Below are 17209 nucleotides of genomic sequence, written 5' to 3'. Positions count from 1 at the left end.
GCCCGGGCTGCCGCACGGCGCCCACAGGGCGGCCCGCTCCCCCGGCCCGAGGCCACGCCGGTCACCCGTCCGCTGCGGGAGCGCCCGCACACGCCCCCGCCGCCCCGCCAGCGGCCCCGGGAGCGCCAGCACACCCCCGCCCCCGGCGGGCGGCCCGGCACGGCGCGGCAGCGGCTGCTGCGGCAACGGCTGGTGGTCTTCGTCACCGTGACGATCGGGGTGGCGCTGGCCATCGCGGCGGCGCAGGGCTGCGAGAACCGCAGCAACCAGGGGGCGCGGCCGCTGGTCGGACAGACCGTGGCGGCGAACACCGGGCACCGCGGGGGCGAGCAGGCCGTGCCCGGGACCTCCGTGGACGTCGCGCCGCGGGCCACCACGACCCCGCTCCCGGCGGCCGCGCGCGGCACGGCGGACGGTGCCTTGGCGCCCGCGCAGGGGCCCGGACCCGTGGTCGACTGGCCCAACCGCACCTACTCCGACGGGCCGGGCGGGCCCGCCGTCCCGCTGAAGGACGGGCGCTCGGCCGGGGCCGGACCGCAGCTCGCGCTGAGTGCGGTGCTGCCGGCCCGGTACAAGGGCCAGCCGGCCACGGTCGTCGTCCTGCGGCGGGCGGAGGGGTCGGCACCGGTCGACCTCGTCCAGCTCTACACCTTCACCGGGGACACCCCGGTCGCCAGCGCCTCCCGCACCTCCACCGCCGACCCGCAGGCCACCACCACGTGGCGCCTGGACAGCAGCGCGGTCGTCCGCGAGGAACGCGTGGCCGCCACCGGCGCGGTCATCTCCACCCGCTACACCGTGCGCGCCGACGGCACCCTCGACGAGTCCTGGCCCGGCGCCGGCGCCTCCGGCGGCGCCTCCCCCACCAGCCCTCCCCAGCCCCGCCGCCCGGCCCCGCCACCCGCCGCCGCCGCGACGGGCTGAAGCCGCACACCGGAAGTCGGCCCGGCCGACTTCCGGCGCGCGGGCACCGGGCGCAGGACGGCGGCGGGCCGCGCGGCAGAGCGACTGCGGCGCGCAATGACGCGAGGAACGCACAGGCAGTCGGCTGGACTTCCTGCGCGCAGCGGGCCCGGGAGCGCACGCGGCAAACCGGCCACGCGGCGAGCCGACGCCGATGAGATACCCGGCCCGCGCCGCGGGAAGTAGGCAGGCGTCGGCAACCAACGCCCACGCAACGCCGAGCCAGAGCTGCCCGGGCGGCACACCTACACCGGACGCCGACAGAACGGGCATGTGAGAGAAGTGGCTGGGGCCTCCGCGCCAGAAGTCGGATGGGCCGACTTCCTATGCAGGGGGGACGCGAGCTGACACCGCAAAGCCGAGATCAGGGTGCGGACTCCGCAAACGAGTGGAGCCGGCATCCGGCACAGGGACCGGTCAGTGCGTGACCGGAGAGCTCGCGCAGGACCGGAGCGGTGCCCGGGCGATGGGCCACTGGACCGAGGTGCGCACGGCTGTGCGGCGAGGCCGGGACGTCCCACCGATTGACATGCGCAAGGAGAGCTGGCGCCGCAAGATCCGGGAAACGGATGGGGGTGGGGCGACTGGGCGGGCTCCGGGCGCGCGAGGCTCTGTGGCCGGGGCGAGAAGTCCGACGACCTCCTGTGCAGGTGGATTGGTTGCGGGAGGAGGGCCGACGCCGCAGGGCCGGGACCAGGATGCGAATCCCGCGAAGGGTCGAGTCGACATCGGCGCAGGGGCGGGCCGGTTCGTGGCCGGAGAGCTCACGCCGCAAGGGCCGAAGGGGTGCTCGGGCGGGGTGGGCCGCCGGACCGAGGCGCGCGGGCCGGTGCGGGGCTGGAAAATCAGACGGGTTGACTTCTCGTGCGGGGCGGATTCGTGTGCGGGAGGAGGGCTGCCGCCGCAGGGCTGGGGAGGGGTGTTGGGGTGGGTGGACCACCGAGCCGGGACGCGGGAGGCTGTGCGGCCGGGGTGGGAGGTCCGATGGGGCGAATTCCCCGGGCGGGGGCCTGCGGGGGGCTAGCCGGCGCCGTAAGGACCAGGGGGTAGTCGGGCGGCGGATCGCCGGGTTGGGGCACGCGGGGGTGTGCGGCAGAGGCGCGATGTCGGATGGGCCGGTTTCATGTGCAGGGGTCGGCCGGTGTGCGGGAGGGGGGTGCGTTTGGGGGGTGGACGTATCGGGCTGGGCGGGCCGGTTCGTGGCGTGCGAGCTGATGCTGCGAGGGACGGTTGGGATGGCGGTTGGGGCGAGTTCGGGTGCGGGAGGAGAGCTGGCGGGGCGGGGGGGTCAGGGGGTGGTGACGGCGTAGAAGGCTACGGCGGCGGCGGCGCCCACGTTGAGGGAGTCGATGCCGTGGGCCATGGGGATGCGGACGGGGTGGTGGGCGGCGGCGATGGCACGCGGGGTGAGGCCGTCACCTTCGGCGCCGAGGAGGAGGGCGGTCCTGGGGAGGGTGTGGGGGGTGAGGGTGGCGAGGTCGACGGCGGTTTCGGCGGGGGTGAGGGCGAGGAGGGTGAAGCCGGCGTCGCGGACGGTGTCGAGGGCGGCGGGCCAGGGGTCGAGGCGGGCGTAGGGGACCGCGAAGACAGCGCCCATGGAGACCTTGACGGCGCGGCGGTAGAGCGGGTCGGCGCAGTCGGGGGAGAGCAGGACGGCGTCCATGCCGAGGGCGGCGGCGCTGCGGAAGATGGCTCCGAGGTTGGTGTGGTCGACCAGGCCTTCCAGGACGGCGACGCGGCGGGCGCCGGTGAGCAGGGAGGCGGCGTCAGGGAGGGGCTTGCGTTCCATCGAGGCGAGGGCGCCGCGGTGGACGTGGTAGCCGGTGACGGCTTCGGCGAGTGCGGGTTCGACCACGTGGACGGGGGCGTCGGCGTCGGCGTCGGCGATGACGTCGGCCATCACGTCGAGCCACTTGGCGGTCAGCAGCATCGACCGCATCCGGTAGCCGGCGGAGAGGGCGCGGCGGATGACCTTCTCCCCCTCGGCGATGAACAGGCCCTCGGCGGGTTCGCGGCGGCGGCGCAGTTCGACGTCGGTGAGGCCGGTGTAGTCGGCGAGGCGGGGATCGGCAGGGTCGGTGATGGTGCTGGGTTCGGACACCCTGCGATCTTGCCAAGCCGGGGCTGGGAAGGCCAAACGGTCCAGGGGACGGGGTGGTCGCGGACTGGCCGGAGTGCAAACATGACCGTATGGCCCGAAATCCGGGCCGATCCTGGGCTCCGTCGGCCTCTGGTGCCACCGGCGACGCCGGCTCCTTCGGTGGGCGCCCACACGGTCGGCAACAACTGCCACGCGCGAAGCGTCCGCGGCCGGCACGGCACCGGTCGGTGGCCGGGCAGGTGTTCGCGCTCCAGATCCTGGTCGTGCTGCTGCTGGCGGCGGGGGCCGCGGTGGCGCTGGTCGTGCAGTCGCGCACCGACGCCGACCGCGAGGCGCGCAACCGGTCGGTGGCGGTGGCGCAGTCCTTCGCCAACTCGCCGGGCATGGTGGACGCGCTGCGCTCCCCCGATCCGACCGCGATCCTGCAGCCGAAGGCGCAGTCCGCTCGGATCGCCTCCGGCGTGGACTTCATCGTGGTGCTGAACAACCAGGGCATCCGCTACACCCACCCCAACCCGGCGCGGATCGGGCAGAAGTTCGTCGGCACGTACGAGCCCGCGCTGCACGGCCAGGTGGTGACCCAGCACGTCACCGGCACGCTGGGCCCGCTGGTCCAGGCGGTGGTCCCGGTGTACGCGCCGGACGGCTCGGTGGTCGGGCTGGTCTCGGCCGGGGTCACCCTGAGCAACGTCTCCACCGCGAGCGAGCGCCAGTTGCCGGTGGTCCTGGGCGCGGCGGCGGGCGCGATGGGCCTGGCGACGCTGGGCACGGCCCTGATCAGCCGGCGGCTGCGGCGGCAGACGCACGGGCTGGGCCCGGTCGAGATGACCAGGATGTACGAGCACCACGCGGCGGTGCTGCACGCGGTGCGCGAGGGCGTGATGATCGTCGCCGGGGACGGGCGGCTGCTGCTCTGCAACGACGAGGCGCGCCGGCTGCTGGGCCTGCCGCCGGACGCCGAGGGCCGTCCGGTGACCGAGCTGGGCCTGGATCCGGCCGCACTGGAACTGCTGACCGCCGATCACCCGGTGACCGACGAGGTGGTGCTGGCCGGGGAGCGGCTGCTGGCGGTGAACGTCCGGCTGACCGACCAGGACGGCGGTCCACCCGGCTGCGTCGCCACGCTGCGCGACTCCACCGAGCTGATGGCGCTGACCGGACGGGCCGAGGGCGCGCAGCGCCGGCTGCGGCTGTTGTACGACGCCGGCATGACGGTGGGCAGCACGCTGGACGTCACCCGGACCGCGAAAGAGCTGGCGCAGGTCGCGGTGCCGCGGTTCGCGGACTTCGCCACGGTCGACCTCGCGGAGCAGGTGCTCTCGGGCGACGAGCTGCCGCGGGGCACCTCGCTGAACCGGATGCGGCGGGCGGCCGTCGTCGGGACCGGGGAGAACGGCCCGTTCTACCCGGCGGGGACCGCCCTGGACGTGGTGCCGGCCACGCCGCTGGCCAGCGCACTGCAGAGCGGCCAGCCCCGGCTGGAGCCGCGGCTGGCCGAGGCGCGGGCCTGGCGGGAGCAGGATCCCGAAGGGGCGGAGCAGGCGCTGGCGTACGGGGTGCACTCGCTGGTACGGGTGCCGCTGCGGGCGCGCGGGGTGCTCCTGGGAGTGGTCCGGTTCTGGCGTGCGGAGCGGCCGGAGCCGTTCGAGGTGGAGGACCTGACGCTGGCCGAGGAGCTGGTGGCGCACGCGGCGGTGTGCATCGACAACGCGCGCCGGTACACCCGCGAGCACGCGATGGCGGTGACCCTGCAGCACAGCCTGCTGCCGCGCAGCCTGCCGGAGCAGAACGCGCTGGAGGTGGCGCACCGCTACCTGCCGGCCCAGGCCGGGGTGGGCGGGGACTGGTTCGACGTGATCCCGCTGCCGGGTGCGCGGGTGGCGCTGGTGGTCGGTGACGTGGTCGGGCACGGGCTGCACGCGGCGGCGACGATGGGACGGCTGCGGACGGCGATCCACAACTTCTCGACGCTCGACCTGCCGCCGGACGAGCTGCTGGGCCACCTGGACGAACTGGTGAACCGGATCGACCAGGAGGAGGCGGGCGGCGGCGAGAGCGGCGGGCTGACCGGGGCGACCTGCCTGTACGCGATCTACGACCCGGTGTCGCGGCGCTGCACGCTGGCCACCGCCGGGCACCCGCCCCCGGCGGTGGTGGACCCGCAGGGCCGGGTGTCGTTCCCGGAGCTGCCGACCGGGCCGCCGCTGGGGCTGGCGGTGCTGCCGTTCGAGACCGCCGAGGTGGAGCTGGCCGAGGGCAGCCGGCTGGTGCTGTACACGGACGGGCTGGTGGAGGACCGCGAGCGGGACATCGACGAGGGGCTGGCGCTGCTGCGGGAGGCCCTCTGCGGGCCGCCGCGCACGCCGGAGCAGACCTGTGCGGACGTGCTCGGGGCGATGCTGCCCGCTCATCCGCAGGACGACATCGCGCTGCTGGTCGCGGAGACCAGGGTGCTGGCGCCGAACCAGGTCGCGCAGTGGGACGTGCCCTCCGATCCGGCGGCGGTGGGGGCGGTCCGGGCGCAGGTGGCGCAGCGGCTGGCGGACTGGGGGCTGGACGAGGCGGCGTTCGTCACCGAGCTGATCCTGAGCGAGCTGGTGACCAACGCGATCCGTTACGGCTCCGGGCCGATCCGGGTGCGGCTGCTGCGCGACCGCTCGCTGATCTGCGAGGTGTCGGACGGCAGCAGCACCTCGCCGCACCTGCGGTACGCGGCGACGGAGGACGAGGGCGGGCGCGGGCTGTTCCTGGTCGCGCAGTTCGCGAACCGCTGGGGGACGCGCTACACGGCGACCGGGAAGGTCATCTGGACGGAGCAGCCGTTGGAGTGAGAAGTCGGACCGGCCGACTTCCCACTCCGGGCGTGCGAGGGCTCAGCGCTGGAAGGCGGCGGCCAGGACGTTCACCACGTCGCCGACCACGATCACCGCGGGGGGTTTGACGCCCTCGGCCTCGACCACGGCGGCGACGGTGCCCAGGGTGGCGTCCACCCGGCGCTGGGCGGCGGTGGTGCCCTCCTGGACGACGGCGACCGGGGTGTCGGCCGGGCGACCGTGCTCGACCAGCTTGGCGGCGATCGCGCCGATCTTGTCCACGGCCATCAGCAGCACCAGGGTGCCGCTCATCCCGGCGACGGCCTGCCAGTTGGTGACCGAGCGCGGGTCGTCCGGACCGACGTGGCCGGAGACGACGGTGAACTCCTGGGTCAGCCCGCGGTGGGTGACCGGGATGCCGGCCGTCTCCGGGACGCTGATGGAGCTGGAGATGCCGGGCACCACGGTGACCGGGACGCCTGCCTCGGCGCAGGCCAGCAGCTCCTCGCCGCCGCGGCCGAAGACGTACGGATCGCCGCCCTTGAGCCGGACCACGAACTTCCCGGCCTCGGCGTGCTCGATCAGCGCCCGGTTGATCGCCTCCTGGGCCATCTGGCGGCCGTACGGGATCTTCGAGGCGTCGATCACCTCGACGTCCTCGGGCAGTTCGGCGAGCAGCTCGCGCGGGGCGAGGCGGTCGGCGACCACCACGTCGGCGTCGGCGAGCAGTCGGCGGCCGCGCACGGTGATCAGGTCCGGGTCGCCGGGCCGCCGCCGACCAGGGCGACGCCTGCGCCGCGCGAGCGGTACGAGCGGGCGGCCAGCGAGCCGTCCCGCAGGCCGCCGACGATGGCGTCGCGCAGGGCGGCGGAGTGCCGGGGGTCGCCGGTGAGGACGGCGACGGTGGCACCGGCGTCGCGGCCGCTGGCCGGGGTCCAGGCGGTGGCGGCGGAGGCGTCGTCGCTGCGGGAGCAGAACACCCGCTCGCGCTCGGCCTCGGCGCTGACGGCCGTGTTGACCGCCGGGTCGTCGGTGGCGACCAGCACGTACCAGGCGCCGGCCAGGTCGCCGTCGGCGTACGGGCGGGCGTGCCAGGTCAGCTCGCCCGCGTCGGCCATGGCCTGGACGGCCGGGGTGGTGGCCGGGGATATCAGGTGCAGCTCCGCACCGGAGGCGATCAGGGCCGGCAGCCGCCGCTGCGCGACCTGGCCGCCGCCGACCACCACGACACGGCGGCCGGCCAGCAGCAGACCGACCGGGTAGGGGGTGCGGCCCTCGGTGCTGGGGTGCGGGGTGGGCGCGGTCATCGGCGGTGCTCCTGGGAGTGGGATCTGGGGCAGTGCGGTGGCACGCCGCCCGGCAATGCCGGTCGGCGGTACGCCGCTGCGCGGACCGGCGCGCCCTCGGGCCGGTCCGCGGAGCGGTGAGCGGGCGGTCAGGCCTTCTCGGTGACCCCGGCGGAGTCGAAGGTGGCTACATCGTGCATCGCGCGGGCCGCACTCTGCACCAGCGGCAGCGCCAGCAGGGCACCGGTGCCCTCGCCGAGCCGCAGGTCGAGGTCGATCAGCGGACGCAGGCCCAGCTTCGCCAGCGCGGCCTGGTGGCCGGGCTCGGCGGAACGGTGGCCGGCGATGCAGGCCGCGAGCACCTCGGGGGCGATCGCCTTGGCGACCAGCGCGGCCGAACCGGCGATCACGCCGTCCAGCACCACCGGGGTGCGCAGCGAGGCTGCGCCCAGCAGGAAGCCGGCGATGGCCGCGTGCTCCAGGCCGCCGACGGCGGCGAGGACGCCGATCGGGTCGTTCGGGTCGGGCTGGTGCAGGGCCAGCGCGGCGCGGATGACCTCGATCTTGCGGGCGTGGGTCTCGTCGTCGATGCCGGTGCCGCGGCCGGTGACCTCGGCCGGGTCGAGGCCGGTGAACACCGAGATCAGGGCGGCCGAGGCGGTGGTGTTGGCGATGCCCATGTCGCCGGTGACCAGTGCCTTGTTGCCCGCCGCGACCAGGTCGCGGGCGGTCTCGATGCCGACCTCGACGGCCTGGAGGGCCTCCTCGCGGGTCATCGCCGGGCCCTGGGTCATGTCGGCGGTGCCGGGCTTGACCTTGCGCGGCAGCAGACCGGTGGCGCGACCCTGCTGTACGGCCTGCGGCAGCTCGGCGGCGACGCCGACGTCCACCACGCAGACCTCGGTGCCGATCTGCTTGGCGAAGGAGTTGATCACCGCTCCCCCGGCCAGGAAGTTGCCGACCATCTGGGCGGTCACCTCCTGCGGCCACGGGCTGACGCCCTGGGCGTGCACGCCGTGGTCGGCCGCGAAGATCGCCACGCAGGCGGGCTCCGGGAGCGGCGGCGGGCACTTGCGGGAGAGACCGCACAGCTGGGCGGAGATGATCTCCAGCATGCCGAGCGAACCGGCCGGCTTGGTCATCCGCTTCTGGCGGTCCCAGGCCTCGCCGAGCGCCTTGGCGTCCAGCGGACGGATGCCGCGCAGGGTCTCCGCCAGCAGGCTCTGCGGCTCCTCGCCGGGCAGGGCGCGGTTGCCGTACTGCTCCTCGTGGACGACCCAGGCGAGCGGGCGCTTCTTGGCCCAGCCCTGCTGCTCCAGCTCCGGCTCGTCCGGGAAGGAGTCGACGAAGCCGACGCACAGGTAGGCGACGACCTCCAGGTGCTCGGGCAGACCGAGCTCGCGGACCAGCTGCTCGTCGTCGAAGAAGCTCACCCAGCCGACGCCCAGGCCCTCGGCGCGGGCGGCCAGCCAGAGGTTCTCGACGGCCAGGGCGGCCGAGTACGGGGCCATCTGCGGCTGGGTGTGCCGGCCCAGGGTGTGGCGGCCGCCGCGGGTGCGGTCGGCGGTGACCACGATGTTCACCGGGGTCTCGAGGATGGCCTCGATCTTGATCTCCCGGAACTGCTTGGCCCGGCCCTTCGGCAGCGAGTCCGCGTACGCCTCGCGCTGGCGCTCGGCCAGGGCGTGCATCCGCTTGCGGGTCTTCGCCGAGCGGATCACCACGAAGTCCCAGGGCTGCGAGTAGCCGACGCTGGGCGCGGTGTGGGCGGCCTCCAGGACGCGGATCAGCACCTCGTGCGGGATCGGGTCCGGGCGGAAGCCGTTGCGGATGTCGCGGCGCTCGCGGATCACCTGGTGGACGGCGTCGCGGCCGGCCTCGTCGTAGCCGGGGGCGGCCGGGCCGCGGGGCTCGGCGGGCTCGGCGGGCTGCTCGTCCTCGGCGGCGGGCGCCTCGGACGGCTCGACGGACTCCGCGGGCTGCCCGGGCTGCTCGTCGGCGGGCTGCTGGTCGGCGGGCTGCTCGGCCCGGGCCTCTGGCTGCGGCTCCTCGGCGGCGGGGGCCTCGGGCTGCTCGGCGGCCTGCTCCGCGACCGGCTGGGCGGCGGGCTCCTCCTGGACGGCCTCCGGCCCGGCGGCGACGGGCTCGGCCTGCGGCTCCTCGACGGCGGGCGCCCCGGCGGCCGCGGCCCCGGAAGACTGCTCGGCGGTCTCCGACGTCTCCGCGGTCTCCGCGGTCTCGGCGGGCTGTGCGAGGGCCTCGGCCGTCGGCTGCGGCTCGGCCTCCGGGGCGGCGGCCTCGACGGGCTGCGCGGCCTCGGCACCGGCGTCGGCACCGGCCTCCACGGGCTGCTCGACGGGCTGGTCCACAACGGCTTCGACGGCCTGCTCCGCGACCGGCCCGGCCGGGGCCTCGGCGGGCTGCTCGGCCGCTACGGCCTCCGGCTGCACCTGCTCACCCTCGACGGCGACCGGCTCGGCGACGACGGCCTGCTCGGCGACGATCGGCTCGGCAATGATCGGCTCAGTGGCGACCGTCTCCTGACCGGCGGTCTCGGCGACGGCCTGCCCGGAGGGCATCTCACCGGTACCGGCGGCGGTTTCGGCCACCGCCTCGACCACGACAGCCTGGGCCGCTTCGACGGCCTCCACGGCCTCGACGACCTGCTCGGCCGACCCGGTCAGCTCCGCCGCCTGGACCGCCTCGGCCTCCGGGGCCTGCTCGGCGGCCTGCGGCGCGTCGGCGGGCGCTATGGGGGCGGGCTGCTGCTCCTGCGCCGTCTCCCCGGCCGCCGGGGCCTGCTGGGCGGCCTCGACCTTGGGCAGGCCGTGCGGGGTCGGCGCGGCGAGGAAGGCGGAGATCCGGCGCGGCTGACCGGCCGGAGCGGCGCCCTCGGGCTGCTCGGCGGGCGCGACACCTTCTGCGACGCCCTCTGCGGCGAGGGCCTCGGCAGCGCCCTCGACGGCGACGCCCTCGGCAACGGCCGTCTCCACGGCGGCGGCGTCGACGACCACGGTCTCGACCGCGGCACTCTCCACCGCGACCGCCCCGGCGCCCTGCTCGGCGACCGGCTGGGCGGCGGCCTCCGCCGGGACCGGCTCGACCACGACGGCCTGGGTGACCTGGGTGGCCTCGGCGACCGGCACGGCCTCGGGCGCCGGCGCGGCCTGCGCGGCCTCGGCGACCGGCACGGCCTGGACGGCCTCCGGCAGCTCGACGACCTCGACCACCTCGATCGCCCCGACCGTCTCGACGCCCATCAGGCCCTCGACCGGCTGCCCGGCCAGCGGCACCTGCTGGTAGCCCTGACCCTGCGGCACCTGGTGCGCCTCCGGCCCGCCCTCGACCGTGGCGGCCACCGGGGCCACCTGCGCGACGGGCGCCGTCGGGGCGGCCTGCGGCACGCCCTGCGGCACGGTGCCCGGGACCGGCCCGGCGGCCTCGCCCATCGGCGGGCGGCCGACGACCGGGATGCCGTGCGCCGGCGTGCCGCCCTGCGACGGGCCGCGGTCGGCCAGCGAACGGACCGGCACCTGGCCGGTCATCAGCGAGGGGTCCGGAATCGGCGGGCCGGCGTGCAGCGGCCGGCGGGGCGGCTGAGCCTGCGTCATCGGCTGCTGGACGTGCGGCTGCGCCTGGACGTGCTGCTGCGTCAGGTGCTCGCCGCCGAGCACCGGCGGGTCCACCGGCGGCCAGGACGGCTCGACCGGGGTGCCCTCCTGCGGCGCGAACGGCGCCTGCTCGGCGCCCCAGGAGCCCTGCGGACCGGGCATCAGCAGGACGTCGTCCTCGTCGTCGAGCCCGTCCGGCTGGTCGACGAAGTGGAAGGCGGGGCGCGCCGCGCCCTGATCGACGGCCCAGCCCTGGCCCGGGACGGCCTGGGGCGGCACTCCGGGGACGGTGAAGTTCGACTGGCCCTGCGGCGGGATCACGCCCGCGCCGGGGGGCATCGCACCGGGCACCGCACCGGGCATCGCGCCGGTCGGCGCCGCCGGGTTGGGGATCACGCCGCCGTCGGTCGCGACGCCCTGCAGGGGTGCAACGCCCGCGACGCCCTCCGGTCCGCCGAGCGGGTCGGGCCCGGCGTGCAGGTGCTCCGGCAGTCCCTCGCCCGGGACGTGGCCGCCATCGGTCATTGTCAAAGCTCCTTCCAGGCCGCTGCCGCGCCCCTTGGCGACGCGATCACCGACCGCAGCGCCCATCCGCACGGGCCGGACCTGCACCGACCCGCCCCTCAACCACACGCGGCCGCCGCGCCGTGGCGCTGCGGCCCAAGTCCTTCCGGCGCGCTGCGGCACCCCGGCCCGGGCACCGCCCGCGAGGACGGTGCACCATCTGAAACAACGACAACCCGGAGCAACCGGCACGACCGCACCGGACCCTACGACATTCTCCAGGTCCGGCACGCGGCCCGTCGAATTGCCCACACTCCGAGCGGAACCGGGTTGCACCACGTCAAAAAGGTGACAAACCGACCGAATCGGGCAGGTTGCCGACGGCTGCAGCCGCCTGGGACGCCACACTACCGGCCCGGCGCGGTGACCTCTCGAATCGGTGTCCGGATGCGACCTGGATCACCGCCGGGGCCGCCCACCGGCCCCGGCGCACCCGAGGCCTTCACACGATCTGCTCACCCCAGAGCAGCAGGGCACCGCCCGCGCCCGCCCCGAGCGCCAGTGCGCCGCCCTCCTCGGCCGCCCGCAGCGGGGTGGACTGCAGCAGCGCGCCCTCCGCCCGGTAGCCCGCCCCGACGATGGCCCGGTGGATCTCCTCCGCCTCGGCGAAGGTGCGGGCCAGCGCGACGAAGCGCTCCGGCCTGCGGGCCAGCACGGCCCGCACCACCTCGAGACCGCCGGCCTCCACGACCGCCGTGTCCGGCTCGGGCAGTCCGCCCAGCACTTCGGGGCCCTGCCCGTACACGGTCTCCACCTCGACCCCGTACCGGCGGGCGTTGACGGTGATCCGGGCGCAGGCCGAGCGGGAGGCCTCGACCGCGACCACCGCGGCGCCGAACCGGGCCGCCTCCACCGCGAGGGCGCCGCTGCCCGCGCCGACCGACCAGACCAGGTCCCCCGGACGTGCACCCAGACGGGCCAGCACCAGGGCGCGCACGTGCGCGGGCAGCGCCTCCGATGCGCCCGGCTCGCCCTCCTCGCGCCCGGCGCCCGCGTAGGCGTCACCGGGGAGTGCCCAGCCGCGTTCCGCGCCGGGGTAGCCCACCGGGCGCCCGGCCAGCCATCCGGCCGCCTCGCCGACCGCCCCCACCTGGGCTCCGCCGCCGATCACCAGCACCACGTTGGGGTCGCGCCAGACGTGGTCGGCGATCCGGTCGGAGGTCAGGACGGTGACGTCCTCCTCCGGGGTGCCGAGGGCCTCGCAGACCACGAAGGTCCGGTGCACCCCGCGCAGCAGCAGGGCGAGTTCGCTCGGGCCGGCGCCCGGGGCGGTGAGCACCGCGACCTTGGGGTGGGCCCGGCAGATGTTGGCCGCGCGGCGCAGCCGGCCGCCGTGGGCGCTGACCACCTGGGCGTCCTCCCAGGGCATCCCGGCCCGGGCGAAGGCGGTGGCGACGGAGGAGACGGCGGGGAGTACTTCGAGTTCGAGGCCGTACTCGGGGCGGCGCAGGGTGCGCACCACGCCGAAGAAGCCCGGGTCTCCCTCGGCGACCACGACGGCGGCGCCGCGGTGCTCGGCGATCGTACGGGCGGCCTGGCTGATGTTGCCGAGGGTGATCCGCTCGGCGTCCTCCGGTACTGGAAGGGCGTCCAGTTGGTAGGGCGCTCCGGCCACCAGGGTCGCTGCGGCGAGGGCCGCACCGGCCGCCTCGGTCAGCGGCGTACCGTCCCACCCGATGACCGTGATCCGGTCAGCCATCTGCGGCCGTTCTCCCTCGACTCGATGCGGCGCCCACTGTGCGACACCGGTGGAGAGGCTACCGGGTACGACCGCCCGGAGGCCGACATCTCGCACAGATGTCCGCGCCGGGCGGGTGGCCGGACGGCGGCTCAGTCCCGCAGCACGTAGCGGTGGTCGCCGTGCCAGCCGTCGCGGTGCAGTTCGGGCGACTCCAGGTCCTCCGGGAGCAGGCTCCACAGGATCAGGTCGCTCCGGCTCTCCTCGACGACCTCCCCGGACTCGCCGCGCACTATCCAGGCGCTGCGCAGCACGCCCTCGCTGATGCCGCCGATCTTCTGGGCGACCTGCTGGGCGGCGGTGTTCCCGGCGGCGGTGCGCATCTCCAGGCGCAGGAAGCCGCGGTCCTCGAACAGCCACTGGGCGACGCCGAGGACGGCCTCGGGGGCGTAGCCCTCGCCGCGCGCCCAGGTGGCGGTGACGTAGGAGATCTCGGTGCTGCGCAGCCGCCAGTCGGTGTTGCGCAGTTCGACCAGGCCGACCAGGCGCTGGGTGAGGTGCTCGGTGACGGCGAGGACGATGCCGCGCCCGGCGGCGCGGTGGGCGGGGGCGAGGGTGCGGGCGAGCTCCGCCGCGTAGCCCTCGGTGAAGGGGTGGGGCAGGTCCGTCCAGGCCAGGACGAGGTCGTCGGCCATCATGGTGGCCAGGCCCGGGGCGTCGTCCTCCACAAGGGGACGCAGCAGCAGCCGTTCGGTGCTGATGGCGGTCTCGGGGAAGCTCGCTGCCATGCCGTCTCTCCTCGCCGGGTCGTGAACACAACACCGTACGCCTCCGGCGCACCCCGGGTATCACGCGGTGCGCCGGTCGCACGACGGTACGTCAGAACCCGGTCCGCCGTGGTGTCCCTGGTGCATACTGCCCGACCGGGCCCCCGCCGAGGTGCGGCGGGGGCCCGGTCGGACGCCACGCGATATGACGTACGACGATCAGAACGCAGGGATGACCGAACCCTGGAACGTGTCGTCGATGTACTTCTTGACCTCGTCGGAGTGCAGCAGCTCGGCCAGCTTCTTCACCCGCGGGTCGTTCTCCTTGCCCTTCTTGACGGCGAGGATGTTGGCGTACGGGTTGCCCTCGGCCTTCTCCAGCACCAGGGCGTCGGTGGCGGGCTTCAGGCCGGAGTCGAGCGCGTAGTTGCCGTTGATCACGGCGGCGTCGAGGTCGGCGATGGAGCGGGGCAGCTGGGCGGCCTCCAGCTCCTTCCACTTGAAGTTCTTCGGGTTGCCCGTCACGTCCGCCGGGGTGGCGGCGGTGCCGGCGCCCTCCTTGAGGGTGATGAGCTTGTTGTCGGCGAGCAGCTTGAGCGCGCGGCCCTCGTTGGTGGCGTCGTTCGGCAGGCCGACGGTGGCGCCGGACGGCAGGTCGTTGATCGACTTGACCTTCTTGGAGTAGACGCCCAGCGGCTCCAGGTGGACGGTCTCGACCGAGACGATGTCCGTGCCGTTCTTCTTGTTGAAGTCATCCAGGTACGGGACGTGCTGGAAGTAGTTGGCGTCGGCCGAACCGTCCTGCACCGCCGTGTTGGGGGTCACGTAGTCGGTGACCTCCTTGATGTCGAGCTTGAGGCCCGCCTTGGCCGCGAGGTTGTCGTTGACGAACTTCAGGACCTGCCCGTGCGGGGTCGGGCTGGCGACGACCTTCAGCGGCGCGTTCGGGTCCGAGGAGGACGAGCCCGAGCTGCCGCAGGCGGCCAGCGACAGGGCGAGGCCGGCGGTGGCGAGGACACTGGTGAACTTCAGAACGTTGCGCACGAAAAGTGCCTTTCTGCGTGATACGGGGAGCCGCGTCCGGAGGTCGGACGAGGGAGGTCTAGGAGGCGACGAGGTCCTCGTCGGGGGCCGGGGCGGAGGCGCGCGGGCGGAGCAGGCGGGTGCGTCCGCCGCCGCGTCCCCGGTTGGCCAGCCGGCGCACGGCGAGGTCGCCGGCCAGCTGGATCACGGTGACGATGATCGCGATCTCGGCCACGATGATCCACATGAAGGCGGTCTCGAAGCGCAGGTAGCCGTACCGGTAGGCGAGGTCGCCCAGGCCGCCACCGCCGACCGTGCCGGCCATCGCGGAGTAGCCGATCAGCGCGATGACCGTGGTGGTGACGGAGGCCACGATGCCGGGCAGCGCCTCGGGGACGAGCGTCTTGCGCACCAGCGTCCAGGTGCTGCCGCCCATCGCCTGGACCGCCTCGATCAGACCGCGGTCGACCTCACGCACGGAGGTCTCGACCAGCCGGGCGAAGAAGGGGATCGCACCGACGGTCAGCGGCACGGTCGCGGCCTGCCAGCCGAGGGAGTTGCCGGTCAGCCACCGGGTGAAGGAGATCAGCGCGATCATCAGGATGATGAACGGCAGCGAGCGGGCGAGGTTCACGACCGCGCCCAGCACCTTGTTCACCGGCTGGTTCTGCAGCGCCCCGCCCTTGGAGGTGAGCACCAGCAGCACGCCGATGGGGAGTCCGACCAGGACGGTGCAGACCGTCGCGACCCCGACCATCTGGAAGGTCTCCTGGGTGGCGGGCCACATCAGCTCCTGCATCTGGTCCCAGCTCAGGCCACTCATGCCGCCGCTCCGTTCGCCGTGCCGATCACGTCCACCTGCAGGCCCTGCTCGCGCAGGTAGCCGATCGGCACCACGTTGTCCTGGTGGCCGCCGGGCAGCTCCACCCGCATCCGGCCGACCATCCGGCCCGCGATGGTCTCCACCGCGGCACCCAGGATGTTGATGTCGATCTGGTAGGTCCGGGCCAGCTGGGAGACGAAGGGCTGCGCCGGGGTGTCGCCCTGGAAGGTGATCTCCAGGACGGTGGTGCCGGGATGGCCGGTGCCGAACTCGCTGAGCGGGAACAGCTCCCGGGCCAGCTCCGAGCCGGGCTCGGCCAGCAGGTCGGTCAGCTCGCCGGACTCCACCACCCGGCCGCCGCGCATCAGGGCGGCGGAGTCGCAGACGGACTTGATGACGTCCATCTCGTGGGTGATCAGCAGGACCGTCAGGCCCAGCTGCTGGTTGAGGTCGCGCAGCAGCTTGAGGATCGAGCGGGTGGTCTCCGGGTCGAGCGCCGAGGTGGCCTCGTCGGAGAGCAGCACCTTGGGGTCGCCGGCCAGGGCGCGGGCGATGCCCACCCGCTGCTTCTGGCCGCCGGAGAGCTGGTTGGGGTAACTGCGGGCCTTGTCGCCGAGGCCGACCAGGTCCAATAGTTCGGCGGCCTTGCGGCGGCGCTGGGTGCGGTCCAGGCCGATGATCTCCAGCGGCAGCTCGACGTTCTGCTGCACCGTGCGGGAGGAGAGCAGGTTGAAGTGCTGGAAGACCATGCCGATCCGGCGGCGCGCCTCGCGCAGGTCCTTGCCGGCCCGGTTCTCGCCGCCGGACAGGGCGGTGAGCTCGACCCCGTCCACGGTGACCGTGCCGGAGGTCGGGCGCTCCAGCATGTTCACGCAGCGGATGAGGGTGGACTTGCCGGCGCCGCTGGTGCCGACGACTCCGTAGACCTCGCCCGGGCGGACGTGCAGGTCGACACCGGCGAGGGCGGTCACCTCGCGGCCTCGGGAACGGTAGACCTTGGTCAGGTCCGTGGTGGTGATCACAGCTGCTTCCGTGGGTCGGGGGCGGGCGGCGGAGTCCACCGGCCGACCTGCGTTCGATCGGCGGTGTCCTACGACGCCTCACCAAGGGGATCCGGAGCTGCCACCCCTTGATCGTGGCCGCAGGCCGGCCGGGCCGCACGACGGCGCGGCCCTGACGAGTCATCGACGGCCGCCGCTGGGCGGGCACGCCGGAGGGGAGGCTTTCCGGGAGGACGGCGCGCTCGCACGGGCGGGAGCGGCGCCGGATTCTCGCTTCGGGGCGCGAGGGGGAGGCACCCTCGACGGGGTGCCCGGGGGCGGTGGCCCTCAGCAGTGACACATTCGACGGCACATGGCACGCTCACCTGCCGGCAGCGTGCCGGTGGGGGTCCAGTTCGTCGTCGCAGTCATGTGAGCCAGTAAAACAGATGACCCGAATTGCGCCCAACTGTGTGACGGCTACTGTCCGCATTGCGGACACCGGCCGTTCCGACCTGCGGAGATGTGCCTCGACGCCGCCACCGGGGCGTCCGGATGGTGGCGGCGTCTAGGGATGCCCGGGGACGGGCGGGGCTCAGG

8 protein-coding genes and 2 pseudogenes are annotated in these 17209 nt (G+C 74.6%); 2 read left to right on the top strand and 8 right to left on the bottom strand.

Going from position 1 to position 17209, the window contains the following annotated elements; translation table 11 throughout:
* A pseudogene (locus tag HS99_RS43445) lies at positions 1 to 924 on the top strand (hypothetical protein); the annotation flags it as partial.
* Between the two features lie 1327 nt (positions 925 to 2251).
* Here HS99_RS43445 and HS99_RS22805 read toward each other — a convergent pair.
* Positions 2252 to 3064 carry a TrmH family RNA methyltransferase gene (locus HS99_RS22805; protein WP_030553645.1) on the bottom strand — a complete coding sequence of 271 codons (813 nt, stop codon included), beginning with the start codon at positions 3062 to 3064 and terminating at the stop codon, positions 2252 to 2254.
* An 89-nt stretch (positions 3065 to 3153) separates the two neighbouring features.
* Here HS99_RS22805 and HS99_RS22800 point away from each other — a divergent pair, with 89 nt between their 5' ends.
* Positions 3154 to 5895 (top strand): SpoIIE family protein phosphatase, encoded by a 2742-nt coding sequence (locus HS99_RS22800; RefSeq protein ID WP_078938553.1) that lies wholly within the window; start codon positions 3154 to 3156, stop codon positions 5893 to 5895.
* Positions 5896 to 5937: 42 nt separating this feature from the next.
* Here HS99_RS22800 and cobA read toward each other — a convergent pair.
* The 7 genes and pseudogenes from cobA to HS99_RS22765 all read right to left on the bottom strand — a co-directional run bounded on the left by cobA (position 5938) and on the right by HS99_RS22765 (position 16651).
* Positions 5938 to 7184 (bottom strand): annotated as a pseudogene (cobA, locus tag HS99_RS22795) (uroporphyrinogen-III C-methyltransferase).
* 128 nt (positions 7185 to 7312) lie between these two features.
* A complete protein-coding gene (cobT, locus tag HS99_RS22790) occupies positions 7313 to 11299 on the bottom strand; it encodes a nicotinate-nucleotide--dimethylbenzimidazole phosphoribosyltransferase (RefSeq protein WP_030553638.1) in 3987 nt (1328 codons plus the stop codon).
* A gap of 481 nt (positions 11300 to 11780) precedes the next feature.
* Positions 11781 to 13037 (bottom strand): precorrin-6y C5,15-methyltransferase (decarboxylating) subunit CbiE, encoded by a 1257-nt coding sequence (gene cbiE / locus HS99_RS22785; RefSeq protein ID WP_046385661.1) that lies wholly within the window; start codon positions 13035 to 13037, stop codon positions 11781 to 11783.
* Positions 13038 to 13168: 131 nt separating this feature from the next.
* On the bottom strand, positions 13169 to 13804 hold the full coding sequence (locus HS99_RS22780; RefSeq protein ID WP_030286289.1) for a GNAT family N-acetyltransferase: 636 nt from the start codon (positions 13802 to 13804) through the stop codon (positions 13169 to 13171).
* Positions 13805 to 14002: 198 nt separating this feature from the next.
* Positions 14003 to 14827, bottom strand: coding sequence for a MetQ/NlpA family ABC transporter substrate-binding protein (locus tag HS99_RS22775; protein ID WP_030286287.1), 825 nt, complete (start codon positions 14825 to 14827; stop codon positions 14003 to 14005).
* 58 nt (positions 14828 to 14885) lie between these two features.
* Positions 14886 to 15620, bottom strand: coding sequence for a methionine ABC transporter permease (locus tag HS99_RS22770; protein ID WP_030286285.1), 735 nt, complete (start codon positions 15618 to 15620; stop codon positions 14886 to 14888).
* A 5-nt stretch (positions 15621 to 15625) separates the two neighbouring features.
* Complete coding sequence (locus HS99_RS22765) at positions 15626 to 16651, bottom strand: methionine ABC transporter ATP-binding protein (protein WP_030286283.1); 1026 nt, start codon at positions 16649 to 16651, stop codon at positions 15626 to 15628.
* Positions 16652 to 17209: the final 558 nt, after the last annotated feature.

This window comes from Kitasatospora aureofaciens (genome assembly GCF_001188955.3).
Lineage (GTDB): Bacteria > Actinomycetota > Actinomycetes > Streptomycetales > Streptomycetaceae > Kitasatospora > Kitasatospora aureofaciens.
The sequence above is the reverse complement of the archived record's forward strand: the minus strand, read 5'-3'. Positions and strand labels throughout refer to the sequence as shown.